At 71.4% G+C, this 24,587-nt stretch carries 22 protein-coding genes and 1 tRNA gene; 8 read left to right on the forward strand and 15 right to left on the reverse strand.

Annotation, left to right across the window (positions count from 1 at the left end; all coding sequences use genetic code 11):
* Positions 1-60: 60 nt before the first annotated feature.
* Together ABTX62_RS05265 and ABTX62_RS05270 are read left to right on the forward strand one after the other, a co-directional pair.
* Positions 61-357, forward strand: coding sequence for a hypothetical protein (locus ABTX62_RS05265; protein WP_352114904.1), 297 nt, complete (start codon positions 61-63; stop codon positions 355-357).
* Positions 358-475: 118 nt separating this feature from the next.
* Positions 476-1,588 (forward strand): DNA alkylation repair protein, encoded by a 1,113-nt coding sequence (locus tag ABTX62_RS05270; RefSeq protein WP_352114905.1) that lies wholly within the window; start codon positions 476-478, stop codon positions 1,586-1,588.
* Positions 1,589-1,993: 405 nt separating this feature from the next.
* Here ABTX62_RS05270 and ABTX62_RS05275 read toward each other — a convergent pair whose 3' ends face one another.
* From ABTX62_RS05275 to ABTX62_RS05285, 3 genes are all read right to left on the reverse strand, one after another.
* The gene (locus ABTX62_RS05275) at positions 1,994-2,116 is read right to left on the reverse strand and encodes a hypothetical protein (protein WP_352114906.1); all 123 of its coding nucleotides are present in this window, start codon (positions 2,114-2,116) and stop codon (positions 1,994-1,996) included.
* Between the two features lie 124 nt (positions 2,117-2,240).
* Positions 2,241-2,471 (reverse strand): hypothetical protein, encoded by a 231-nt coding sequence (locus ABTX62_RS05280; protein ID WP_352114907.1) that lies wholly within the window; start codon positions 2,469-2,471, stop codon positions 2,241-2,243.
* A gap of 9 nt (positions 2,472-2,480) precedes the next feature.
* Positions 2,481-3,209: an amidase family protein gene (locus tag ABTX62_RS05285; protein ID WP_352115039.1), complete on the reverse strand. Its 729-nt coding sequence runs from the start codon at positions 3,207-3,209 to the stop codon at positions 2,481-2,483.
* Between the two features lie 397 nt (positions 3,210-3,606).
* On the opposite strand from ABTX62_RS05285, the gene rph reads away from it, so the two are divergent.
* Positions 3,607-6,204, forward strand: a complete 2,598-nt coding sequence (rph, locus tag ABTX62_RS05290) for a rifamycin-inactivating phosphotransferase (RefSeq protein WP_352114908.1) — start codon at positions 3,607-3,609, stop codon at positions 6,202-6,204.
* A gap of 256 nt (positions 6,205-6,460) precedes the next feature.
* Here rph and ABTX62_RS05295 read toward each other — a convergent pair whose 3' ends face one another.
* Entirely contained in the window at positions 6,461-6,826 is a 366-nt protein-coding gene (locus ABTX62_RS05295; protein ID WP_352114909.1) for an STAS domain-containing protein, read from the reverse strand.
* A 171-nt stretch (positions 6,827-6,997) separates the two neighbouring features.
* Between ABTX62_RS05295 and ABTX62_RS05300 the strand changes: the two genes are divergently transcribed.
* Positions 6,998-7,501, forward strand: coding sequence for an ATP-binding protein (locus ABTX62_RS05300; protein ID WP_352114910.1), 504 nt, complete (start codon positions 6,998-7,000; stop codon positions 7,499-7,501).
* Positions 7,502-7,856: 355 nt separating this feature from the next.
* Positions 7,857-8,366 (forward strand): peptide-methionine (S)-S-oxide reductase MsrA, encoded by a 510-nt coding sequence (gene msrA / locus ABTX62_RS05305; protein WP_352114911.1) that lies wholly within the window; start codon positions 7,857-7,859, stop codon positions 8,364-8,366.
* A 124-nt stretch (positions 8,367-8,490) separates the two neighbouring features.
* On the opposite strand, the gene ABTX62_RS05310 is transcribed toward msrA, so the two are convergent.
* The 11 genes from ABTX62_RS05310 to ABTX62_RS05360 all read right to left on the reverse strand — a co-directional run bounded on the left by ABTX62_RS05310 (position 8,491) and on the right by ABTX62_RS05360 (position 20,491).
* A complete protein-coding gene (locus ABTX62_RS05310) occupies positions 8,491-9,054 on the reverse strand; it encodes a CGNR zinc finger domain-containing protein (protein WP_352114912.1) in 564 nt (187 codons plus the stop codon).
* A 182-nt stretch (positions 9,055-9,236) separates the two neighbouring features.
* On the reverse strand, positions 9,237-10,169 hold the full coding sequence (locus tag ABTX62_RS05315; RefSeq protein ID WP_352114913.1) for an endo alpha-1,4 polygalactosaminidase: 933 nt from the start codon (positions 10,167-10,169) through the stop codon (positions 9,237-9,239).
* Entirely contained in the window at positions 10,166-10,828 is a 663-nt protein-coding gene (locus ABTX62_RS05320; RefSeq protein ID WP_352114914.1) for a spherulation-specific family 4 protein, read from the reverse strand. The genes ABTX62_RS05315 and ABTX62_RS05320 overlap by 4 nt, the downstream gene beginning before the upstream one ends.
* Positions 10,825-11,727: an NAD-dependent epimerase/dehydratase family protein gene (locus ABTX62_RS05325; protein WP_352114915.1), complete on the reverse strand. Its 903-nt coding sequence runs from the start codon at positions 11,725-11,727 to the stop codon at positions 10,825-10,827. The genes ABTX62_RS05320 and ABTX62_RS05325 overlap by 4 nt, the downstream gene beginning before the upstream one ends.
* Before the next feature lie 7 nt (positions 11,728-11,734).
* Positions 11,735-12,448: a nucleotidyltransferase family protein gene (locus tag ABTX62_RS05330; RefSeq protein ID WP_352114916.1), complete on the reverse strand. Its 714-nt coding sequence runs from the start codon at positions 12,446-12,448 to the stop codon at positions 11,735-11,737.
* Positions 12,449-12,516: 68 nt separating this feature from the next.
* Complete coding sequence (locus ABTX62_RS05335) at positions 12,517-13,518, reverse strand: GDP-mannose 4,6-dehydratase (protein ID WP_352114917.1); 1,002 nt, start codon at positions 13,516-13,518, stop codon at positions 12,517-12,519.
* Between the two features lie 38 nt (positions 13,519-13,556).
* Complete coding sequence (locus tag ABTX62_RS05340) at positions 13,557-14,975, reverse strand: hypothetical protein (RefSeq protein ID WP_352114918.1); 1,419 nt, start codon at positions 14,973-14,975, stop codon at positions 13,557-13,559.
* On the reverse strand, positions 14,972-16,492 hold the full coding sequence (gene pelF / locus ABTX62_RS05345) for a GT4 family glycosyltransferase PelF (RefSeq protein ID WP_352114919.1): 1,521 nt from the start codon (positions 16,490-16,492) through the stop codon (positions 14,972-14,974). Before pelF ends, ABTX62_RS05340 begins: the two co-directional genes overlap by 4 nt.
* A gap of 89 nt (positions 16,493-16,581) precedes the next feature.
* The gene (locus ABTX62_RS05350) at positions 16,582-18,708 is read right to left on the reverse strand and encodes a hypothetical protein (protein ID WP_352114920.1); all 2,127 of its coding nucleotides are present in this window, start codon (positions 18,706-18,708) and stop codon (positions 16,582-16,584) included.
* 408 nt (positions 18,709-19,116) lie between these two features.
* The gene (locus ABTX62_RS05355; RefSeq protein WP_352114921.1) at positions 19,117-19,644 is read right to left on the reverse strand and encodes a hypothetical protein; all 528 of its coding nucleotides are present in this window, start codon (positions 19,642-19,644) and stop codon (positions 19,117-19,119) included.
* A 325-nt stretch (positions 19,645-19,969) separates the two neighbouring features.
* Positions 19,970-20,491, reverse strand: coding sequence for an ATP-binding protein (locus ABTX62_RS05360; RefSeq protein ID WP_352114922.1), 522 nt, complete (start codon positions 20,489-20,491; stop codon positions 19,970-19,972).
* Positions 20,492-20,853: 362 nt separating this feature from the next.
* Between ABTX62_RS05360 and ABTX62_RS05365 the strand changes: the two genes are divergently transcribed.
* The 3 genes from ABTX62_RS05365 (at position 20,854) to ABTX62_RS05375 (ending at position 24,378) form a co-directional block, all read left to right on the forward strand.
* A tRNA-Leu gene (locus ABTX62_RS05365) sits at positions 20,854-20,928 on the forward strand.
* Between the two features lie 609 nt (positions 20,929-21,537).
* Complete coding sequence (locus ABTX62_RS05370; RefSeq protein ID WP_352114923.1) at positions 21,538-23,613, forward strand: SpoIIE family protein phosphatase; 2,076 nt, start codon at positions 21,538-21,540, stop codon at positions 23,611-23,613.
* Positions 23,614-23,850: 237 nt separating this feature from the next.
* Positions 23,851-24,378, forward strand: coding sequence for a hypothetical protein (locus ABTX62_RS05375; RefSeq protein WP_352114924.1), 528 nt, complete (start codon positions 23,851-23,853; stop codon positions 24,376-24,378).
* Positions 24,379-24,587 lie beyond the last annotated feature (209 nt).

Raw genomic sequence — 24,587 nt, forward strand, 5'->3', positions numbered from 1 at the left:
GGCCCCTCATGGCGCCCATGGCGAGCCCGCGTTGTCAGTGGTGGCTGGAAGGCTGGACTCATGAACGGAGATGAGCAGCTGCTGCGCGGCCGGGTCTACGGCCATGACCACGACGACCCCGACCCGGGCCCCCGCCCAGGACAGACGTACGCCCACCTCATCGGCGGGCCGCTGGACGGACTGCTGCTGGACGTCACGGGGTGGACGCCAAAGGAGATGGACTCGGGAGCCGCGCTGCCCACCGAACTCGGGCAGTTCCCCGGCGGACGCGCGCTGTACGGTCCCGGCCCGGACGAGCCGCGCCTAGCGGGCCCCGGCGTGACATGCCGCTTCTACCACTGCGGGGACAGCCCCTGACCGCCCGCGACCGGGTTGACGAGCGGATGTCACCACCGGGAACCGAGCCGGCTCATCACCCCACGCTCCTCATCACCCTCCACCCTTCTCACCCCTCTCACCCCATGGAAGAGACCGCATGCCATCCGCCGACGAGCTCATCGGCCGCGACACCGTTCAGAGCCTCATCCAGGCCGTTCAGAGCGCCGCTCCGGACGCCGGCCTCACGTCACTGCGCGCCGCCCCGCAACAAATCACCCCGCTGCCCCTGAGGGAGCGGGCCGACCTGCTGCGAGACGCTCTGCTCGCAGATCTGCCCGGCGACTACGCGGCGCTGGCCCGCACCCTTCGCTCCGCCCGGGACAACGCCCCGCACTTCTCGGGATGGCTGATCTGGCCGGTCACCAGCGCTCTCGCGACCCGCGCGGTACAGGACGGCAGCGACTCCGCCTTTGACGATGCGATGACGCTGCTCGCAGACCTCACCGGGCGTCTCACCTCGGAGTTCGCCATCAGAACACTGCTGCGGCACGACCTGGACCGGGCTCTCGGCATCATCAGCGGCTGGACGGGCTCGGTCGACGCCGACGTACGCAGGCTCGCCTCCGAGGGAACCCGTCCCTACCTGCCCTGGTCGGTGCGGGTGCCGGACATCCTGGCTCGGCCCGGAGCAACGGTCCCCCTTCTGGACGCCCTCTACCGCGACGAGAGCGACTACGTGCGCCGCTCGGTCGCCAACCACCTCAACGACCTCAGCCGCGACCACCCCGACCTCGTCATCACCACCGCCCGTCGCTGGCTGGACGATCCCGACACGGCCACGGAACGCCTCGTGCGCCACGGACTGCGCACCCTCGTCAAACGCGGTCACCCCGAAGCGCTGACGCTGCTCGGCTTCGGCCCCGCGGCGGTGGAGGTCGACGGACCCCATCTGGACCGCCGAACCGTCCCGTTCGGCGGCAGCGTCCGCTTCACCGCATCGATCCACAACACCGGCGACGCCCAGGCGCGGCTCACGATCGACTACATCGTGCACCACCGCAAGGCCAACGGCGGCCGGACGGGCAAGACGTTCAAGCTGACCACCCGCACCCTCGCACCCGGGGAACGCGTCCAAGTAGGCCGCGAGCACTCCTTCCGTCCGATCACGACCCGCCGCTACTACCCCGGAGGGCACGCCGTCTCCTTGCAGATCAACGGAGTAGAGTCAGCCCGCGCCGACTTCGAACTGACCGACGAGGACACACCCTGACACCCGACTCGCGGCGCAGGCGCATACCCCACGGCACCGCCCCGGGGGCACCGGGTGCCCAGCTGATAACCGAGTTCGAGATCACCGACCTGGACATCGGCTGCTACGACGAGTACCACGCCACCCCGGAACTGCTGGACTGGCTCCTCACCGACGTACGCCACCGCGCCGACGACGTACGTCTCGACGAGCCCTACCTCCTCGAACACCACCGGAGCCCGTCGGCGTTGCCCGAGTCACCCTGATCACGACGCACAGTGAAGGTCGCGGTCCTCCCGACGCGAAGAAGGGTGCCCCAGGCTGATAGGGGGCGTGGATCGCGGGTACCTGCGTCGGCATGGCCTCGGAAAACGATCACGCTGAATCCGTACGAGCCCTGCGGCAGCTGCGCAGGATGCGCACCTTCTACGCCGGGGGCGCCGTCTTGTGGGCCGCCACGGCGGCTTCGGCGGGGTGGGACAACCCCGGAAGCCGGCAGATGTGGGTCTCGGTGGTGTTGCTGGTGGTCTTCACCGCCCTGCTGGCCATGACGTCGCTCTGGCTGTCGCGTCGGCAGGCTCACCGGCCGGATGAGCCGGTGCACCATGCCGCTCCGCGGAGGACGACCTGGCGTCGCCATGCCAACGCCTGACCATGGACACCCGGCCCTCACCTACGGGTTCTTGGCGTCGCCCGCCACGGGTGCCGACCGCGAGCCGTGCTCTTCTTCCGAGCCCGGCTTGAGGCCGCCCCGGCGGTCGCGACGGAGTTCCTCGTAACGCTGCACGTAGGCGTCGAGTGCCTGGGGGACCGTGCAGCCCCACGTCTCGCGGATCGTCGCGATCGCGGCGATGCTCCGGTGCGCCAGGATGTCGTGGTCCACACTCGCGGGCAGTTGGTCCATGGCGGGAGGCTACCGGGACGAGGAGATCAGTCTCCGCCGAACGGCCAACGTCCATGCACAGGACGGTCGTTCGCGACGCCTCGGCGGACCTGACCCTGTCGCGCCCGCCCTGCTCGACCGGCAGGGCGGGCGCTGTCGTGTCCGGTCGGCCGACGGGGGTCGGCGGCCGGCCCAGGGGAGTGCCCGCTCGATCACATGGGCCACCTGAAGCAGAAACTCCCCGCGCCAGGGCGCGGCGACGATCTGGACCCCGACGGGAAGGCCGGTGGCGGGGTCGTGGTGGACGGGGAGGGAGATCGCCGGTTGGCCCGTGACGTCGAACAGCGACATGAACACCCCCATGGGGTAGCTGTTCCTCACGGCCGCCGACGGATCCTCCCCGTCGACGAAGGACGCACACCGGGCCGGGGGCGACCACCACGCGCCCGGATCGTGACTCACGAGCACGTCGAGGGCGGCCGCGGTGTCCGCCACCCCGTGGGTGAGCACACCACTGGTGGCGAGACCCTCCACCTCGACGGTCGCATGGGGGACCAGGCCGCGGGTCGGTTTCAGACCGACCAGACCATTGCACGAGGCGGGGATCCGTATCGACCCGCCGCCGTCCTGGGGGTGCGCGAGGGGCGCCATCCCGGCTGCGACGGCCACACCCGCGCCACTGGAGGAACCGCCAGGCGTGCGCCGCGGGTCCCACGGGTCGCGCGAAACACCCAGCGCCTCGCTCTCGGTGAAGGGCAGCGAGCCGGTGACGCGGCGTCAGCCCGCCCGTGCAGGGCAGGTCGCCGGATAGAGCCGGGATGCGCAAGCGGCGGTACTGAATCACCGCGGCCAGGCGGCTGCCCGAGCGGACGCGCCCGCGCCGCCTCCGGCCGGACGGTACCCCGGAAAACGCCAAAGGCAAGGAGAGAGATCTCCTTGCCTCTCCCAAGGTATAGCGCACCGGGGGGCTTGCGGCAAGGCCCTGGTCAGGGCGCAGAATCCTCGGCCGAGGCCACCACCTGCGAAGACGGGGACATGAAGTGCGTGTGTTGCAGAGAAGAACCTGCTCGACCAGCGGTCCGGCGGCGCTGGAGGCGCTGCTGATCCGAACTGTGGGTGCGGAACGACGGAGCACGGCCGCCTCGGAGGTGTCGCGGTGACGGAGCAGCTCGTGCGGGACCTCCGTGAGGTCGACGAGACACAGGTCGCGACCGTCGGCGGCAAGGGCGCACACCTGGGCACGCTGTCGCGGATCGAAGGCATCAGCGTGCCGGGCGGGTTCTGTGTGACGACGGACGCCTTCCGGCGGATCGTGGCGGAAGCACCGTCGATCGGGGACCGACTCGATCAACTGGCGCGCCTGGACCCGGACGACCGGGAGGTGATCCGAAGCCTCAGCGCGCAGATCCGCAGCACCATCGAAGGGATCACCATCCCGGGCGATCTCGCGGCGGCGATCACCCGCGCTCTCGGCCTGCTCGGCGAACAGGCCGCCTGCGCCGTCCGGTCCAGCGCGACGGCGGAGGATCTGCCGACGGCGTCCTTCGCCGGCCAACAGGACACGTATCTGAACGTCGTGGGGCCGGAGGCGATCCTCCGGCACGTCAGCCGCTGCTGGGCCTCCCTCTTCACCGAGCGGGCCGTGACCTACCGCCGGCGCAACGGCATCGATCACCGCACGGTCCACATGGCCGTGGTCGTGCAGCAGATGGTGTTCTCCGAGGCGGCCGGCATCCTGTTCACGGCCGATCCGGTCACGGGCAACCGGAAGGTCGCCACCGTCGACGCCGGCTTCGGGCTGGGCGAGGCCCTGGTCTCCGGCCGGGTCAGCCCGGATGTCTTCAAGGTGCGAGACGGCCGGATCGTCGCCAGGGCGATCGCCGTCAAGGAGCGTGCCGTGCACGCACTGCCGGACGGCGGCACGCACACGAGGGCGCTCGATGCGAGGCAGCAGGAGCAGCCGGCGCTGACCGACGCACAGGTCGTGCGGCTGGTACACCTCGGACGCCGGATCGAGGCGCACTTCGGCAGCCCCCAGGACATCGAATGGTGCCTGGCCGGTGACGGCTTCCAGATCGTGCAGAGCCGGCCGATCACGACGCTGTTCCCCATTCCCGAGACCGCCGACCAGGAGAATCACGTCTACGTCTCCGTCGGCCATCAGCAGATGATGACCGACCCCATGAAGCCCCTGGGACTCTCCCTGTGGAAGCTGACGGCCATGGCGCCCATGCGCGACGCCGGCGGGAGGCTCTTCGTCGACGCCACCCGCGCGCTGTCCTCGCCCGCGAGCCGCGCCGACCTCTTGGACCTGGTGGGGAGGTCAGACCCGTTGACCAGGGACGCCCTGGAGACGGTCCTCGACCGGGACGACTTCGTCCCCTCACTCCCGGACCCGGAGCCCGGCGACCGCCCGGCCGGCGGCGCGCCCGCGCCGATCGAGACCGACCCGGCCGTCGTCACCCGGCTGATCGAGCGCAGCGAGAAGTCCGTCGCCGCCCTGCGGCGCGACATCGCCGCGAAGAGCGGACCGGCGCTGTTCGAGTTCCTGCTGGAGGCCTTCGAGGAGCACAAGCGGGTCCTCACCGATCCGCTGAGCTTCCAGGCGATCATGGCGGGGATGGAGTCCACGTGGTGGCTCAACGACACACTGCACGAGTGGCTGGGCGAGAAGAACGCGGCCGACACCCTCACGCTGTCCGCCCCCGACAACATCACCTCGCAGATGGGACTGGAGCTGCTCGACGTCGCGGACGTGATCCGTCCCCATCGGGAGGTGGTGGCCTTCCTGCAGACCGTCGAGGACGACGGCTACCTCGACGAACTGGCGAAGTTCCCGGGTGGGCCCGAAGCACGTGACGCCATCGAGGCCTACCTGGACCGGTACGGCATGCGCTGCGTCGGAGAGATCGACATCACGAGGCCCCGTTGGCGTGAACGCCCCGGCACGCTCGTGCCGGCGATCCTCGACAATGTCAGGAACTTCGATCCGGGCGAGGCCGGGCGGCGCTTCGAGGAAGGCCGGCAGAAGGCGCTGAAGAAGGAACAGGACGTGCTGACCCGCCTGCGTGCCCTGCCCGACGGGGAGAGCAAAGCGGACCAGACCAAGAAGATGATCGACCGGGTCCGGACCTTCATCGGATACCGGGAGTACCCCAAGTACGGCATCATCAGCCGCTACTTCGTCTACAGGCAGGCCTTGATGGCGGAGGCCGAGCGTCTCGTGCAGGCCGGCGTGCTCCGTGACGAGGAGGACGTCTTCTACCTCACGTTCCAGGAGCTCCACGACGTCGTGCGTGCGCAGCGGGTGGACGACCGGCTCATCCAGCAGCGCAAGGAGGCGTTCCGGTGGTACCACGCGCTCACACCGCCGCGCGTCCTCACCTCGGAGGGCGAGACCGTCAACGGCACGTACGGACGCGATGACGTGCCGGCCGGTGCCCTGGCCGGCCTGCCGGTCTCCGGCGGGACCATAGAAGGGCGGGCCCGCGTCATCCCGGACATGGCGCAAGCCGATCTCGAGCCGGGCGACATCCTGGTCACGGCCTACACGGACCCCAGTTGGTCACCCCTGTTCGTCGGCATCGCGGGCCTGGTGACGGAGGTGGGCGGCCTGATGACCCACGGCGCGGTGATCGCCCGGGAGTACGGCTTGCCGGCCGTCGTAGGCGTGGAGCAGGCCACCCGCTTGATCCGGGACGGCCAGCGGATCCGCGTCCACGGAACCGACGGGTACGTCGAGATCCTGCCTTGACCGGCTCCGCCGGGAGGACGGTTGCGTAGCCCTTCCTCCCGTACGTGACCAGGAGCTGCGGGGCGCGGCGACTTCCTTCTGCCGACGATCGGATCTCGCGAGGAGTCCAGCCGGTCGTCGCGCGGTCCGCGGTCCGTCGGCGAGCGGCAGGGCGTCGGCTCTCTGGGGCTCGACCGACGCCCGGCAGCTCATCGGGGGCCGGGCGGCGATCCCGCGGCCCGCGTGACGTCTCCGCCCGGGGCCGGCGGCACGCGGTTCAGGCGCTCAGGGCCTGCTCGGTGGTGTCGTGGCAGGGGATGAGGGTGTCGACGCCGACCAGCTGCAGCACCCGCAGGACAGAGTGCTGGGCGCCGGCGATCCGCATCCACCCGTTTGCGCCGCTCACCTGCTGGTGGGCGGTGACGAAGACGTTGATGCCGCTGGAGTCCATGAACGTCACGCCGCTGAGATCCGCGACGATCCGCGGTGGCACCGCCCCGTCGTCGATGAGCAGGGCTGCGCTGAGCACGTCCTGGACGTCGTGGTCGATCTCGCCCCGCAGCGTCACGACACGGATGTCTCCCGCCATGCGGTGTTCGGCGTGGAGCCGGCCCGGCCGGTCCGCTTCCTCGATGTGGGTCACCGTCTCCTCAAATGTGCTTAGGCTTGCCCGGTCAGAAACGTGCGCGGATGATTCTGCCTCACCGCCCCGGCCCGATGCACCTGAGCGGCTGTGCCGAACAACACCTTTGCGGCATGCGGGGTGGCGAAACGGGGTACCGGCGCGCGTGAACGGGGAGTGAGGGCGAGGCCAGTGGGATCTGATGTCGACGGTGACGGCTGCACGGCGCCGCAGGAGTACCTGATGCGTGCCGCGTACGCGTTGGGGGGAGACGACAGCTGCATCGCGGACGCCCGCCATCACGCCGTCGCCTTCCTCGACCAGGCGAGTGACGACCGTCACCTGCCCGTCTCCGCCCGAGCGAGGGATCTCACCCAGCTGGTCGTCAGCGAGCTGGTCACCAACACGCGGAAGTATGCTCCGGGGCCCGTGCTGCTGGAACTGCGCGTCACCGCCCGCAGCGTGGAAGTCATCGTCTGGGACAGCGACCCGACGGTCCCCACGGCCCGAGCCGCCGACCCCAGCAGGATCGGCCAGCACGGCCTGGAGATCGTGAAGGCCGTGGTCGAGGATTTCGAGATACAGCGCGAACCGGTGGGCAAGCGCATCACCGCCCGCATCGCTCTCGCCGACAGCCTCGGTGGCGCCCTGCGCGGCGAGGTGGCGGCAGACCGCGACGGGGTGGCCGGACCCTAGCCGGGCGACGCGACAGGCCGGCTCCGTCACCTCCTCCCGAGCCGCGGCCCCGAGCCGCCGGCTTGGAGTCTTCGGCCCCGAGCCTTCGGCCCCGAGCAGCGACAGGCGACCTCTGCGGAGACCGTGTCTCCGCAGAGCCGAGTCGCCCGAGTCCGGGCGGACCGACCGTCCCACGGGGCAGACCCGGGCGTGCCCTGCACGCCCTACGCCGACCGCCCTGGAGGGCCGTCTGACGCGGAATCCGGGGGTCAGTCGACTCGTCACCTGTCAAGATGGTGATTGCAGGGGACGGCTGATGTGCGAGGCTGGTTCCGCGTGGACGTATGGACGTATACGGACGAGAAAGGTGAGCGCCATGAGCGATGTCGAGGAAAGGGCGCTGCTGGCCGGCGGCTGCTTCTGGGGCATGCAGGAGCTGATCAGGTCGCTTCCCGGGGTGATCCGCACCCGGGTCGGCTACAGCGGCGACGACGGCAAGCCCCAGCCCACCTACCGCGACCACGGAAAGCACGCGGAGTCGATCGAGATCGTGTTCGATCCGACCGCCACCGACTATCGCTCGATCCTGGAGTACTTCTTCCAGATTCACGACCCCACCACGAGGAACCGGCAGGGCAACGACATCGGCCTGAGCTACCGCTCCGCCATCTTCTACCTCGACGACGAGCAGCGGCGTGTCGCGCAGGACACCATCGCCGATGTCGAGGCGTCCGGACTGTGGCCGGGTCCCGTGGTGACCGAGGTCGTGCCGGCCGGCGCGTTCTGGGAGGCCGAGCCGGAGCACCAGGACTACCTCCAGCGGTACCCGGAGGGCTACACCTGTCACTTCCCGCGCCCGAACTGGCGGTTGCCCAGGCGTGGCTAGTCCGGAGCATCGACGTGGCCGGGAAGGGCGTCGCCCTTCCCGGCCACGTGTCGTTTTCGCCCCCTTCGAAGCGCACGCCGGCAGTTCGCCGAGCAGAGGTCGGCGCACGGGCCCGACCGACGGATCAGTTCGAGGGCGTGGCGGGTGAGGTCCTCTTCCGCGCGCGATACGCCGCTGCCTTGATCTTGTTGCCGCACGACTCCATGCCGCACCACTGCCGCCGCATGCCGCGGGAGCGATCGATGTAGACGCGTGTGCACTCCGGGTTGCCGCACTCCTTCAGCAGGGGGACGTCCGGGCCGCTGAGCAGTTCGATCGCCTGCCGGGCCACGGTCGCCAGGGCCTGCTCGGGCGTCGCGTCGGTGTGCCGGCCGGCCAGGGTCAACTGCGGTGTCGCGGGCGTCTTGCGCGCTGCGGCGTTCAGCACGGCGAGCGCCTCGCGGTCGAAGTTCTCACCCAGGCGACGGTTCGTGAGGAGTCGGTAGATCACCTCGCGCACGGTGGTCGCTTCCCGGACGTCCTCCTCCTTGCCGGGTGTGATCGTGTCGACGAGCCCGGACTCCAGGTACCAGGCGTTCAGGCGTTCCGGCGTCACGAAAAACTCGAACCGTGTCGAGCGCCGGGCGCGCAGAGTGGCCGCGAAGTCGAGGGCCGGGTGCCCGCAGACGAAAACGTGGTCGAGTCTCACATCACCATGTTGACGGGTGACGCCCATCTGAGACAACAATCGTCACCGCGGGCGGCGAGCGGCGCTTCCGCACGGCCACCCCTGCGAACCGGGTCACGGGCGGCGATACAGGCCTTCTCCACTACCACGCGGAAAGGCCTCGTCCGGTTCTCCGCGGCGCCCCGCAGCCGGGGCGCGTCAGCTCAGCAAGGGCTCCGCCACACCCCGAGTTCCGGCTTCTTCACCATCGACGACAGCCTCAGCCGTCGGGACTCGGCACAGAAACCGCTCCGCGGCTCCGTGTACTCCACGTGGAACACCGCTTTGCCGGCCGCGATGAACGGGGAGAGCGCGGCGCACTCGTCGTACTGGGCGCACTCCTCGTTGACCGCGAAGTCGAAGTGGGCCACGAGTTGCGGGATCTGGGGGAGGTCGTTCTTCAGGCCCACGGACAGTCCTCGCGCGTGCGCGAGCGACGCGATCATACGGTTGTATCTCAGCTGGTCGCGTGCGGTCAGGGGGAAGCCGGTGTCGTTGCCGTACCCCTCCACCAGGTCGGGCTCCACGGCGTCGAATCCCTTGTCGCGGCACATGTCGAAGCGGCGTTCCATGATCGGTCGCAGGACGGTCAGCTGCCGGATGTCCAGCCATCGTTCGCCCGCCCATCCGTTGGGCTTGCCGAGCACCGAGTGCGGGAAGGCGTCCCGGTCCGGGCGGAAGTTCTCCCACGCGCCGACGTTGACGTAACAGATGACTTTCCGGCCCGCGCGGTGCAGCCGGGCCACGTCCGCCGCGGAGTTCTCGAATCCGTCGATGTCGTAGACCGGGACGTCGGCGGAGGTGTCGACCTTGCCGTCGAGCTGCCACTGCCAGGAGAGGCCCGGGCGGGGTTTCCACACCGCTGTGGAGGGTGAGGGTGAGGCGGCCGGCCGCGTCGGGGGAGGGGAGTGGCTCGGCGAGGTCACCGGCCCTTCCGGCTCGGGTGCCGGCGGCCGGGAGGGGGCCGCCGTGGGCGGTGCGGCCGGCGTCGTGCCGTGCGCGTCGGCGGGGCGCTCCGTGCTGCCGGAGCAGCCCGTCAGCCCCGCGGCCGCCAGCGCGGTCAGCAGGGCCGCACAGGAGAGCTGCCTCCTCCTCATCGCTTCGCTCCGGTGAGGGCGGGTGTCAACTGCCCCCATGGGTTGGGGGGTTCGCCCGTGACGGGGCCGCAGACCGCCGCTCCTCGCTCGTGTGCGGTGCGCACGGCGAGGGGAACGAGCGCCTCGGGCACACCGTAGACGAGGTGGCACAGCCGGTCGGGTCCGTGCCGCGCGGTCCACGCGGGCCGGCTGAACGCGGAGACGTACGTCGACCAATGGCCCTCGAAGGTGACGGTCAGGTCGGCGAGGCGGGCGTACCCCGGGGCCGGGTGGACCCCGGGGTTGAGGACGACCGTGCCCACGCCCAGGCGGCGCAGTGTCCGCACCAGGCGGCGACAACCCGGCAGTCCGTCGGCGGTCGCCGTCACCCGGTCGAGGAAGCAGCCGTCCGTCGCGTACCACTGCCGGTGCCGGCGCACGTCCTCGGTGATATCGGCGGGGTCGCGCACCCCGTAGTCGGTGTCGACATAGCCCAGCAGACGCGCTCCCGCGGCCCGCAGCGCACCGGCCGCGGCGGTGAACGCCGGGTCGGGGGCCTCACCCGGGCCGCTCGCCGGGTTGAGGACGACCCCGTACGTGCGGGGCGCGGCGGTGATCAGCCGGTGCCAGGCACCCGGGTCCTCGGCCGGATGGACGTACAGCGGAATCAGCAGGTTCACGGTGTGCGGCAGCCTTCCCACAGCGTGGCCAGGGCGTCGTCGAGGGTGTGGGCGGGACGCCAGTCCAGGGCCCGTTCGGCGGCGGTGCTGTCCGAACACTGCCACGACACCTGCGCGGAACGGGCAGAGCCGGCCGAGCTCGCCGTGGTCTCCTCGATCCGGCCACGGAACCCGGCCAGGCCGGCCAGGCCCCGCACCAGGTCGCGCACCGGCACGGCACAGCCCCCGCCGATGTTGAGGACGGGCGGCAGCGGCCCCGGAGCCGTGGCCGCCAGCACCGCGGCCCTCGACACGTCGCGTACGTCGACGAAGTCGCGGTAGGCCGACAGGTCACCGAGCCGCAGCACCGCCTCCGGGTCGGGGCCGGCCTCGCGCAGCAGGCCGGCGATCCGCCCGGGCAGCCCGCTGGGCGGTGCTCCGGGGCCCACCGGATTGCCCACCCGCAGCACCACCGTGTCCAGGCCGGAGGCGGTCACCGCGAGCGTGCCCGCGAGCTTGGTCGCGCCGTAGGGGCCGACCGGGCGGGTGACCCCCGACTCCGTCACCGCGGTGTCCGGGGTGCCGGGGCCGTATTCGGCGGCCGAGCCCAGGTGCACCAGGCGGGCCGCGGGGGCCGCCTCGCACAGTGCGGCACACAGCACCGCCGGGCCGCGGGCGTTGACCTCGGCGAGGGTGACGGCGTCACCGCCGGTGGCGCCCGCGCAGTTGACGACGATGTCGGGCGCGGCCGTCGTGAGGGTCTTCGCCAGCTGTTCCGGACGGACGCGGGCGAGATCGACGTGGAGGTCGGCGGAGGGCGACCGGCCACCGCCGATGACCAGCGCCCCCGGCAGGTCGCGCAGCCGCGCGGCGACGTGAACGCCGAGATAGCCGGTGAAGCCCAGGACGAGAATGCGCATGACGTGCTCAGGCTCCCTTGAGCAGCAGCGACCTGCGGCTGGTGAACTCGGCGTTGGCCCGGTCGTAGTCGTCCGGGCGGCCTATGTCGAGCCAGTACCCGTCGAAGTCGTAGGCGTGCGGCTGGTTGCCGCTCTTGAGCAGGTCGAGCACCAACTCGTCGAAACCGAGGGGAAGTCCGGGCGTGTAGCCGTCGAGGGTGGCGCGGGACAGGCCGTAGACGCCCATGGAGACGCGGTAGTCCATGCTCGGCTTCTCGGTGAACGCGACGACCCTGCTGGCGTCGGTGGTCAGCACCCCGAAGTCGATGTGCACCTTGCGGGCGTACGTGGCGATGGTCAGCGGGGCACCGGACGCGCGGTGCCGGCGCAGGACGTCGGCGTAGTCGAGGTCGGTGAGGACGTCGCCGTTCATCACCAGGAAGGTCTCGGGCAGGCGGTCGCGCAGGGTGAGCAGCGGGCCCATGGTGCCCAGCGGGTTCTCCTCGGTGGCGTAGTCGACGGCCAGGCCCCACTGGGAGCCGTCGCCGACGTAGGCGCGGATGATCTCGCCGAGGTGGCCGATCGCTATGGTGCAACTGGTGAAGCCGGCCGCGGAAAGCTGGCGCAGCACGATCTCCAGAATGGCGTGCTGGTCGCCGATGGGGACGAGCGGCTTGGGCAGCGCCGTGGTGTACGGCCGCAGCCGGACGCCCTTGCCTCCCGCCAGGATCACTGCGTGCATGGGGCTCCTCCTTCGTGAACGCTTCGTGGACGTGCGCGGACGTGACGGACGAGATCCGCTGTGCGGTGTCAGATGTTGTAGATGCCGGTCTTGTAGCGGGCGAGGTTGGCCGGGTCGCGGAAGAACTCCACGGTGTGCGCGAGGCCTTCCTCCAGGGTGTGGGCGGGCTGCCAGCCGGTCGCGGCGGCGAGCCGGCTCGCGTCGGCGACCAGGCGCATCACCTCGGAGCTGGCCGGACGGATGCGGGCCTCGTCCTCGCGCACGTCGAGCGCGGTGTCCATCACCTTGCCGATCAGCCCGACCAGGTCGCCGACCGAGATCTCCCCGCCCGTACCGGCGTTGAAGGTACGGCCCACGACCTGCCCCGCGGGTGCGGTACCGACGGCGAGGAAGGCCTGCGCGGTGTCCTTGACGAAGGTGAAATCGCGGGTGGGGCGCAGGTCGCCGAGGGTGATCGTGCGCTCTCCCGCGGCGACCTGCCCGATGACGGTGGGGATGACGGCGCGCATGGACTGACGCGGACCGAAGGTGTTGAAGGGCCGCAGGGTGACGACCGGGGTGTTGAAACTTGCGTGGTAGCTGTCGGCCAGCCGGTCCCCGCCCGCCTTCGAAGCGGCGTACGGCGACTGAGTGTTGATGGGGTGGTCCTCGGTGATGGGCACGGTCCGCGCGGTGCCGTACGTCTCGCTGGTGGAGGTGTGCACCAGCCGGGGCGTGCCGAGGGCGCGCACGGCTTCCAGCACGTTGAGCGTGCCGGTGACGTTGGTGTCCACGTAGCTGTGCGGGGCCTGGTAGGAGTAGGGGATCGCGATCAGGGCGGCCAGGTGGTAGGCCGTGTCGGCGCCTTCGAGGAGACCGCGGACGGAACCGGGGTCCCGGACGTCGCCGAGGACGATCTCCACCTGGTCCAGGACGTCCGGACGCAGGGTCTCCAGCCAGCCGTAGGAGGAGAAGGAGTTGTACTGGGCCATGGCCCTGACCCGGTGTCCGGAGGCGACCAGGGCCTCGGTGAGGTGAGAGCCGATGAAGCCCTCGGCTCCGGTGACGGCGGCGAGCGGTGCGGAGGTCAACTGAGTGGTCCCTTCGACGCGGTGAGAGGTGAGCGGGGTCAGGCGTGCGGGGCGGGCCGGCCGAGCAGCCACAACGCGCACGCCGACAGGCACAGGGCGGCGGCGCCGCAGCTGAGCGGCAGCGCCAGGGCCGTGCCCGGTGGCAGCCGGAACAGGACGACCGCTCCGGCCGCGCCGGCTGCCGTGAGGCAGATCCCCGCCGACGACCAGGCCGCTCCGAACGCCTGGAGCAGCAGCGCGGTCCACAGGACGGCGGCGAGCAGCAGCAGGGCGACGGGGTCGGCGCCGGTGAGCAGGGCCGCGGGCAGCAGCGGTGCGAGATAGCCGAGCAGGCAGAGGCCGAGGATGCCGCCCGAGCGCAGCAGGAACCCGGCGGGCGTGGCGGTGGCGCGCAGCGCGGCGACCGACAGTCCGCGATAGCGGTACAGCAGCCATTCCGCCGGCCCCATGCTCAGCGTCAGCACGATCACCGCGTACGGTTCCGCCCGCCCCTCCAGCAGCACCAGCACGCCGGCGGCCAGCCCGAACAGGCCGTACGGCAGTGACCACATCAGGCGTGGCCGGGGCGCACCGGTGGTGGCCGGGACGGCGAGGGCACCGCGCAGGACCCGGCCGGTGACGGTGAGCGTGGCGAGCAGCGCCAGCAGGGGCAGCCCGGCCCGGAGCGCGGGGCCGGGCTCCCACCAGGGCAGGACGCAAGCACCGGCGAGCAGCGGGCTGAGCGCGGCCAGCAGCAGCCGTTCCCGCCCCAGCACCAGCAGCACACCGGCGGCCGCCAGGTACGCGGACTGCGCGGCCGCCACCAGGGTCACCGGTCCGCCGTCCGCGGGCAGCGCGGCCACCGCCGTGGCCACCACCGCTCCCGCGGGCGCGCCGGCCAGAAGGGTACGGCCCGCCTCCCGGCGTCCGGTCGCCATCCGCAGGTGCGCGCGGTGGCCGAGTGCCTGCCCCCACGCCCAGGACACGAGTCCGGCCACGACGAGGGCGGGGGCGTGCCCGGCGGCGTTCCACAACGGGGCCGTCAGCAGGTAGGCCAGGCCGGGCAGGGCGAACAGCACGCCCCGCAGGAGGCAGCGCGGGGTGTCGGGGCGCCAGGGGTCCGGCCCGGGGGCGGGTTCGGGGAAGGTGCGCGGCACGCGTTCGTACAGCGCGGAGGCGAGGGAGAACAGGTTCGGGTGTCCGTACCGTTCGTTGATCAGGGAGGCGGACAGTCCCTCCGCCTCCAGCAGCGCGGCCACCTCGTAGGGGTGGACGGCGGGGCCTATGCGGTCGGCGAGTTCGGCGGCGAGTTCACTGACCGCCTCCTCGTCGGGGCCGCGCCGGGGCAGCCTGATGGCGAGCGTGGTGTCGTCGAGCGCCCAGCGCGGCCGACGGCGTGGCGGGCGGGTGCCGGCCAGGCGGATGGCCAGGGTGTCCTGTTCGGACCCCCCGGGTTCCAGGGACATCGGCCCGCTCACAGGGCGAGGCTTCCCGTGCCCTGGACGGCCGGGGCCGACCTCCTGACCGTCGTGGGCATGACCGTCGACCCCTGCGGTGGATGGGCGAGTTCCAGATAGACGGACCGAAACGTGTCGATGGTCTGCCGGAGGGTGAACTGCTCGATGACCCGGAGCCGGGCCGCCTCACCCATCGCCCTGCGCCGCCCGGGATCGCCCAGCAGCTCCAGCGCGGCCTCGGCCATCGCCACGGGATCGCGCGGAGGCACCACGAGCCCGGTGTCGCCGACGGCCTCGCGCACACCGCCCACGTCGGTGGAGACGGTCGCCCGTCCGCAGGACATGGCCTCGATCAGGGTGAAGGGGAAGCCCTCGCTGATGCTGGAGAGCATCACGACGTTTCCGGCGGCGTAGGCGTCCTTGATGTCGTCGACGCGCCCTTCGAAGGTGACGGCGTCGGCATGTCCGAGCGCGGCGGCCAGGGCCTCGCAGCGTTCCCGGTAGGCCTCTCCGCCTCGCGGTGTCCCACCGAACAGCCGCAGCCGCGCGTGCGGGAGCCGGTCGCGGACGACGGCGAAGGCCCGGATGAGGGTCTCCAGGTCCTTGATGGGGTCCACGCGGCCAGCCCAGCTGAGGGTGGGCGCGTCCGGTTCCGGCCCGGCCGCCGGGAACGCGGCGGGGTCGACGCCGTTGTAGACCGTGCGGATCGACTCCGGGTCGGCGCCGCCCTCCTCCTCCCACAGCCGGTTGTAGCGGTTGCCGGGTGTGATCAGGGCGGCGCGTCGGTAGCTCTCCTGGGCGAGCAGCCGGAAGAACCCGAGGATCACGGCCTTCACGGGCCAGCGGTAGGGCGCGGTGCGGTAGCCGAGGTAGCGCTCACGCAGATAGACCCCGTGCTCGGTCAACAGCAGCGGAACGCCGTGGTGTTCGAGGGCGGCGAGACCCGGCAGGACGGCGACCCCGCCGCTGACCGCGTGGGCGACCCCGCTCTCGGGTGCCGGCGCGGCCAGCGGGCGCAGGGCGTGCTCCAGCAGGGCGGTCGCCGTGAGCGCGTCGTGCAGCGTGGGCTGTGCCTCGCGCACGGCGAGACCGGGGCGGTTCCACAGCGCGGTGAGGATGGCGATCGCCCGGTCCCCGCGCAGGAAAGGGCTCAGGGCCCCCTCCGACGCCGCCCGTGCCAGCGTGTACAGGGCGGGCGCGAACCCGTCCTCGGCGCGTGGGTCGAGCAGTGCGGTGAGGAACCGCTCGTAGGAGGCGGCCAGTTGGTTGCGGGATCGGCCCCGGGGCGGGCGGCCCTCGGGCGGGGCGCCCCACATGGGGACGGACAGCACGCTGGAGACGTGGGCGGGCAGGTCCCATACGACCGGCTCACGTCCGGTGCCGGTGACGGCGATGACGTCGAAGGCGAGGTCCGGCATGCCCTGGACGAGCTGGTCGCACCAGACGCTGACGCCGCCGTGGCTGTGCGGGTAGGTGCCTTCGGTGAGCAGGGTGACGCGCGTCGCTCCGGTATGTCGCGCGCCCTGGGGAACGGGCATCGGTGTGCTCCACGGCCGAGGTGTGGGGTGGTTCGGGACGGTCCCGGCCGCCGGGGCGGCCAGGACCTCAGGTGGGGCGGGTGTGCCGTTCAGGCGCCCGTGGTGTGGCCCACCGGGCCGGTGACGCCCGCGGGGACCCGGGTCCGCGGGGCGGGGCCGGTGGCCGGGGCGGGCTCCGGGGCGTCGGCGGCCGGAGCCGTCGCGGACGCCGGCAGGGTCAGGGCGAGCGGGGTATCCGTGGCGGGCGTCCAGCCGGACACCGCCCCCGCGTACGCCTCGCCGAACGCGGCGCCGGCCAGTGTGGTGCCGGTGGGCAGGGTCGCGGTGACGGCCAGTCCGGCCGGCGCGTCGACGCTCACCGTGTCGCCGACGCGGTAGGCGGTGACCTGCCCGGCCCGGAGCGCGGCCTGCCAGTCGGCCCGGCGCCGGAGTTCGGTGCCGATGTCCTGCATTCTCGGGTTCACCACGGGCGTGTCCTCGGCGAAGAGCGCCTCGTAGCCGTCCAGGACGCCGTTGAGCACGGGGTAGGCGATGCGGTCCTCGGCCAGGTTCGACTGGTGGATGAAGTGCGGCTTGGGGTCGTTGGCCAGGACGTGCCCGAGGGCGATCCGCGTCTCCAGCGGGACGATGTGGTCGGCGTAGCCGGTGGCGGCGTCCAGGGGCGCCGCCAGGCAGGTGGTGGTGGCCGGGTTGTCCTCGCAGATGCCGCTGCCGCCCTGGGCGCGGCCGGTGTAGATCCAGTTGTACTCGTCGACCTGCTCGGCCGCCCGGCCGGCGTTGTAGAAGACGTTCATCGGATGGCGGGGCACGGTGGTGGCCGGGCCCACCCGTCGCTGGGCGGGCTCACGGGAGTTGTCCGAGCCGAGCCAGGTGATGTCGTTGTCGTCGAGGGCCGGCGCCAGGTGGGGATTGTCCACGGGCTGCTGCGGCAGGACCTTCATGCCGGAGTGCTCGCCGGTCACCAACTCGCCGTTCACCAGGGGCAGTCCGGCCCTTTCACCCCAGACCCGGTTGGTGGCGATCTCGTCGGAGATGTCGTTGCGGCTCATCCACCGGGTGGTGCCGTCGGCGTTGGTCGCGCACTTCCAGGGCACCACGGTCGTGTCCTGTACGCAGCCGAGGAAGGGATGCGAGTAGGTGTGGTTGATCCAGCGGAACTCGCCCCGTCGTGCGATCAGCCGGTCGGCCAGCGGGTCGGCGCCGTTGTGGTCCTCGCGATGGTCGGCGCTGCTGGCGCCGTTGTAGGCGAAGTCGAGGGTGAAGTCCTTGCTGTTCTGCCAGTCGACGGCGTGGTCGACATCGCCGGGCGTCATCCGGATCGGGTCGGGCGTCGCGTCGGGGTCCGCACAGTCGACGTCGCCGGGCGTGCAGTTGAGCTGACTGTTCCAGCGGTCGTCGGCGGCGAACACGTCGTCCACGTGGACGGAGAAGTAGTTCCGTGAGGCGCCCAGGTGCACACCACCGGTCATCCACTCGACGATGCCGCGCGCCAGGAGGCGGAACTGCTGCTGGTACTGGTTGTAGACGAACGTGACGACCAGCTCGCGCCGTCCGTCGTGCCGGTACTCGCCCACCAGCGTGCCCTTGGCCGACCGGCCGGGGATCGCCGCTTCCACGTACGGGGTGAAGTCGGCGCCCGCCACGGGCTTCGACAGGTAGGCCCAACTCTCGCCGACGGCCGGGTCGTTGTCCTCGAAGGGCACCGGCCCGTCGAGATAGGCGAAGGGGCCCGACTTCCCGGCGGCGGTCACCTCCGCGCGCCCGCCGTCGATGCTGCCGGAGTATCCCCCGTTGATCGGGTACTGCAGACCGGCTTCGGGGCGGGCGTAGGTGTAGGCGTCGACCTGGGGAACGTCGTAGGTCCGCTCGTACGCCGCCAGTGCCGCCATCTCGGATGAACCGGCCGGGAACGGGTTGTCGTTGGGCAGCACGACGGCCTGGAACCTGGCGCGCGGCCTGCCGTCGACGGTGTCCGCGAGGAAGCCCGCGTCGATCACGGTCCGGCCGGACTCCGTGAGGTCGATCCGGGTGTACGGCGTGCCGGCCGCGGCCAGTTCGGCGGCTATGGCGTCCGTCGACGGGCCGCCGTCGCTCACCACCAGCACCCGCAGGTCGATACGGGGCGTGGTGTCGGCGTGTGCCGCACCGGTCGGCAGGCCCAGTGCGGCGATGAGCGCGCCCACTGTGAGCACCGTGGTGCGAAAGGTCCGCTTCATGCGGTGAGGTCCCCTCCCCGGGCAGGGGTGAGCACGGCTCCCGTGGAGCGAACGCACCCCCTTGCGTGCCGCCGGCGTCCCCCTCAGAAACCAGTTCGTCACGCATCCGTTCGTGTCACATAGTGATGGCTGTGTGGGGATTCAGCGGTCATGTTGCGGAACATGACGGAAAAGCGCAGGTGGTGAAATGGGCGCCTCCGGAAGCGAAGGAAGCCGCTCGGGGCGGCCCGGAAGGGGCAGGGCCCGGTGGGTGCCCATGTCCGGCGTGCTGGTCGGGGCTGGTCCGGGCCCTGCGCGGCACACCGGCGGGCCTGTGGGCCCGCCGGCCGGAGTGCCCGTGGTCCAGACCGGGAGCGGGGGGCTGGGCAGGGAGGCTTTCAGGTCATGTGCCGCGGTCCGGACGGAGCGTCAGGGGCAGAGCACGCGCGTGACCGGCGTGTAGACCGGCCCGCCGCTGACGTTCGTCGAGTCGCTGAACTCGGCGTAGAAGTACGAGTAGAAGCCGATGTTGCCGTTGCAGCCGGAGTCGGCGGCGACGTTCAGCGTCAGGGTGACCGTACGGCTCTGGCCGGGCGGGATGGTGGCGCCGTAGTTGGAGCCGAGGTTGGCCGGGCCGGTCCCGGAGCAGGGGGTGGAGCCGTTCGCGGTGGCCAGGCTGCACCCGGTGAAGGTGTACTTCAGGTCGGGGCGCTGTGTGGTGAGCCACGTCGGTTCGATCGTCTGGTACACGAACCAGACGTCGTAGGTGTTGTGGTTGGTGATGGTCATCGACAGGTTGACCGTGCCGCCGGGTGTGGTAGTGGCGCTGTCGGTGGCGAAGGTCAGTTCCGCCGGCGCCGGGTCGGCGGCGCTCGCGCTGGGGGCCAGGCCGAACAGGGCGAGCGCGAGGGCGAGAACGGCACCGAGGCCGAAGCGTCTCATCAGGTGTGATCGCATGGCCTGGGAGGCTAGGCAGCGGCTCGGCGCAGCGTCTGCCCCATGGGGATGGTGCGGTCGGCCCTCCGGCCGGAAGTGTTCATCACATGGATGTCGTGTGATGAAAATGAGCGGGTGTGACCGGGGCCCGTTGGCCCAGGGCAGTCGGCGCGGGCGGGCGCGACGGTGCGTGCCGGGCGCCGCTGACGGCCTGCACCGGCGAGAAGACGACATTGGCGCGTAACGAACCCGCCGGACTTCCGCCTCACCCGTGATCACCCTGGGCTTCTCGGCCATCCGCCGGTTTCCGGCCCGCGGAACCACACCCTTCGCACGGCCGGTGGCCTCACCCCTTGACGGTCTCCGCGATCCGCAGGGCGGCCTCGGCGGGAGTGAGGTGCGTGGTGTCGATGACCTCGGCCTCACTGTGCAGCCAGGTGCGGGCCGCCTCGGCGTAGAGATCGAGATGAGACAGGCGGAACGAGGAGGGGCCGAGAACCGTGTCCCCCTCGATGCGCCGGCGGAGCGTGTCCTGATCGGCGTGGAGCACGAAGTGACGTACCGGAATGCCATGTCCGGCCAGGCCCGCGCTGATCTCACGCCAGTACTGCTCGACGAGGACGGTCATCGGCATCACCAGAGTGCCACCGGCGTAGTCGAGTACGTGCCGGGCGGTCTCGACCACGAGCGGCCGCCACGGCGGCCAGTGCTGGAAGTTGCCCGTCCAGGGCAACGCCGGCTTGATGTCCATGAGCGTCTCGCCGACCTTCTCCGCGTCGAACTCCCTTGAGTCCGGGATCAGTTGCCGCACGAGGGCACTGGTGGTCGTCTTGCCCGCGCCGTGGGTTCCGTTGAGCCATACGATCATGCGCCTCACGCTAGCGCCGCAGCGGGCGACGTTTGCCCGTCGCGACGCCCGGCACGCTCCCCCGTTCTCGGCTTCGCTCGAACGGGAGGGGCCCCCACCGCCGCACCGGCCGAAAGCCCAAGTACGTCCAGTACGAGGACTTCCGGCCGGCCGGTCGGCCGCCCGCCGAGAGCACGCACCGGACGCCGCCCCTCCATGGGCAAACGTTGCCCGCCGCGGCACTGGCGCCGCGCCCGGCGCCGGGACGGACACCGGCTTCGGCGCCGCTCAAGCACAGTTCGGGCCCGGCACCGTACGCCGCGGTTCCCCGCCCGGATAAGGCATGGCCGACCTCCGCGGCGGGGGATACGATCACCGGCAAGGCGGGGTCGTAGCACAGAGGTCATGCGCCGCGACAGCATCTCGGAGGACGTCGGTTCGAATCCGACCGCCCCGCCCCCTCTTCGCCCACGCGGTACGGCGACAAGCCAGTACAGGAGCTACTCCGCGCGGGACTCGAAGTCTTCCATGAAGTAGCCGCCAGGCGGCGTCGGGCTCGCGGATGACCTCGGTGCGGCCCCGGGCCGAGGGCCCGATACCCACGGCGGGCGTCAGAAGCCGGCCGCGGGCGGCTCGCCGACCGTCTCCACTTCGTGAGAGCCGTGTGAAGAGGCCGCCGGACGGGTGACGCGGGCGTGGGCACGCAGGCCCGGCCGACCACGGCCGACACGGCCGGACGGCGCGCGACTTCCCGCGGGGCAAGTCGTGCCTGGCCGCCCACGGTGAGTGGAGCCGGGACGGCGTCCGTCATGAGCCGTCGGCGTGTGGAAGGGTGGAAGTGAAGTGATGACCGGCCCAGTGATCCGAGCACGGTCTGGATCCTGTGCCGGTCGCCCGGGCTGTCCGGTTCGGCTGGGGCACGGGGCTTCCCCGGCGCGTCTCCTGGCCGTTCGCAGGTCGCGTGGCGCATCGTGAACGGGTTGCTGACCTGCAAGGAGAGCGCTGTACGCGTCTGCTGATGCAGGCGGGTGCGCCGGTGCGACGGACAGGTCTAAGGGGCGAATGTGATGAGCCGAGCGAATCAGCATGCGGAGCCGGCGGCTGATCCGGACGAGGCCGCGTCCGGTCCCAGCGGGCTGATGGATCTGCTGGGCGTCGCCGCGGTGCTGGTGGAGGCCGACGGCCGGATCGACATGTGGAGCCCGCAGGCCGAGAAACTGTTCGGCTACACCGGCGACGAGGCGGCCGGGCAGTACGCGGCCACCCTGCTTCTCCATCCCGAACACCGGGACGCGGGCATCAGACTCTTCGCCCAGCTGATGGTCACGGGCCGAGGCTGGGCCGGGGCGTTCCCCGTCCGGCACAAGGACGGCAGCACCCGGATCGTCGAGTTCCGCAATATGCGGCTGACGGACAACCTCGGCGACCACTACGCGCTGGGGCTGGCCACCGACCGGGACACGGTGCGGCAGGTGGAGCGCGAGGTGGCCCTGTCCAGCCAGCTGGTCACCCAGGCGCCGATCGGACTGTCCGTCCTGGACACCCAGCTGCGGTACGTGGCCGTCAACGGGGCCCTCGCCTCGATGCACGGCGTCCCCGAGGCCGACCACCTGGGCCGCTCCTTCCGGGAGATCCTGCCCGGCGACCCCTTCTCCACGACGGAGAACCAGATGCGGGAGGTCCTGCGAACCGGTCTGCCGTTGGTGGACAAGCAGGTGGTGGGCCGTACGCGCGCCGACCCGGACAAAGACCACGCCTGGGCCGTGTCGCTCTACAGGCTCGAGGACCAGAGCGGGCACGTGCTGGGGATCGCCAACGTGGTGGTGGACGTCACCGACCGCTACGAAGCAGCCAGGCAGGCCGACCGGGCCCAGCAGCGCCTGCGCATGATGGCCGACGGCTCGGCCCGCATCGGAACCACCCTGGAGGTGGAGCGGACCGCCCATGAGCTGGCGGACGTCCTGGTGCCCGACCTCGCCGACATGATCGCGGTGGACATCCTGGACTCCGTCCTGCGGACGGGCCGCCCCGACCCCGGCGAGGGCCCGGCACTCTTCCGCGCACTGGCGGTGAAGACCGCCTATACCACCGACGCCTCGGAGGCGATCATCGCGCCCGGGCACCTCACCACCTACCACGCCGACCACCCGGCAGCCCACTGCCTGCGCACCCGCAAACCCCTGCTGCTCACCCATCTCGACAGCGGCGACCTCAGCCGCATCGCGGCCGACGCCGCCGCCGCGGGCCTGCTCGCCCAAGCCGGTGTCCACAGCGACATGGCCGTCCCTCTCATCGCCCGCGGACAGATCATCGGCGTGATGGGCCTGGCCCGTGCCCGCAACCCGCAGCCCTTCGACGAGGACGACCTCACCCTCGCCTGCGAGTTGGCCTCGTCCGCCGCGCTGAGCATCGACAACGCCATTCTCCATCAGCACATCCGCAGCGCCGCCGAAACCCTGCAGCGCAGCCTGCTGCCCCAACCCTCGCCTCGCCGCCCGGGCCTGCAGATCGCCGCACGGTACCGGCCCGCGCAGGCGTTCAGCGAGGTCGGCGGCGACTGGTACGACATCATCCCCCTCAGCGATGACCGAACCGCCCTGGCCGTGGGCGACGTCATGGGCAGCGGCATCCCGGCCGCCACCGCCATGGGGCGGCTGCGCACCGCCACCTCCACCCTCGCCGACCTGGACCTCGCCCCGAGCCGGATCCTCACCCACCTCGACAAGATCACAGAGGGTCTGGACCCCTACCTGGCCACCTGCCTCTACGCCGTCTACGACCCGCGGCACTGCCGTTTGCAGGTGGCCTGTGCCGGCCATCTGCCCCCTGTTCTGGTGCGGGCCGGCCAACCACCGGAACTGCTGGATCTGCCCACCGGCACCCCCCTGGGAGTGGGCAGTGGCCTCTTCGAGACCTCCGCGCTCGCCATGAACCCCGGTGATCAACTCGTCCTGTACACCGACGGGCTGGTGGAGACCCGCGACGACCCCATCGACCAGCGTCTGGACGATCTCCTGCGCCTGTTGTCCCCGCCGTGCCGCTCCGCGGAGGAGACGTGCGACCGCCTGCTCGAACAGCTCCGGAAGCCCGCCGACCACGACGACGTCGCGCTGCTCATCGCCCATGCGCAGCCGCTGGGCTGAGCCGGGGGGCGATCGAGCGCAGGCGTCGGCCCGGTGCTGATGCGGCAAGGAGAGGACGAGGCGGCGATGATCGGCACGTCCTGCGAGCGCGCGACCTCTGCCGAGAGCGGGCGAGCGTTTGTGGCCGGCCCGTGGTTGGCCTGCTCTCGGCTTGTGCCGGGACACCCGGTCGCGCGAGAGTGCGGTGGACCGGAGGTCGGCTCTTGACGGCGGGACGGGGGCAGACAGGTGTGCAGGATGGATGTGGCCGCCAAAGAGGCGACGATCGACCGGTTCCTCTACGAGTATCCGCAGGCAGCCGGGGCCCGCCGTGAGCATCCCGCCCTCCACGGGTGTGAGGAGATCCGCTGGGCGGAGTACCCCGGGTGCCCGGCCAGGATCCCGGTCCTCCTGCACGGTCTGCTCGATCAGGCAGCCGCGGCCGAGGCCCAGCGTGTCCTGGCCAACTCCATGTTCGGCATCGCCGAGATGAACCCCGCGATGCCGCGACTGCTGCCGTTCCTGCTCCATCTCGCGGGCGACCCGGAACTTCCCGAGCGGCCCGGACTGCTGGATCACCTGATCATGGCCGCCGACCACTCCGAGCCGGTCGATCCCACCCACGAGGCCATGGCGCTGTGGTTCGGCGTCGACAGCGAGCATCCCGAGCGCGAGCGGTGCAGGGCCGTGTTCACGCACTACGCGAGTGTGGTGGAGATGCTGCCGGACAGCCTCATCGCCCCGGACGGCCGTGCGAAGCTCAGGCGGGCGGCAGGACTTCTGTGACGTCGCGGCGTCCCGGGCCACACGCGACCGCACGCGGGCCACGCACGACCACAGAGGATGTGCGGACCCGTCGAGCAGACCGGCCCCCAGCCGTCGGCCGTACTCCGTCACCGGGGGTGGCAGGCGCGTCGAGCTGCTCGCCTGCCGGGCCGCCCGGCAGGAGATCTCGGTACGGTGGGAGCCGGAGACCGCGGGTGGGGCCGACGTGT

Source organism: Streptomyces sp. NPDC096046 (assembly GCF_040303285.1).
GTDB lineage: Bacteria > Actinomycetota > Actinomycetes > Streptomycetales > Streptomycetaceae > Streptomyces.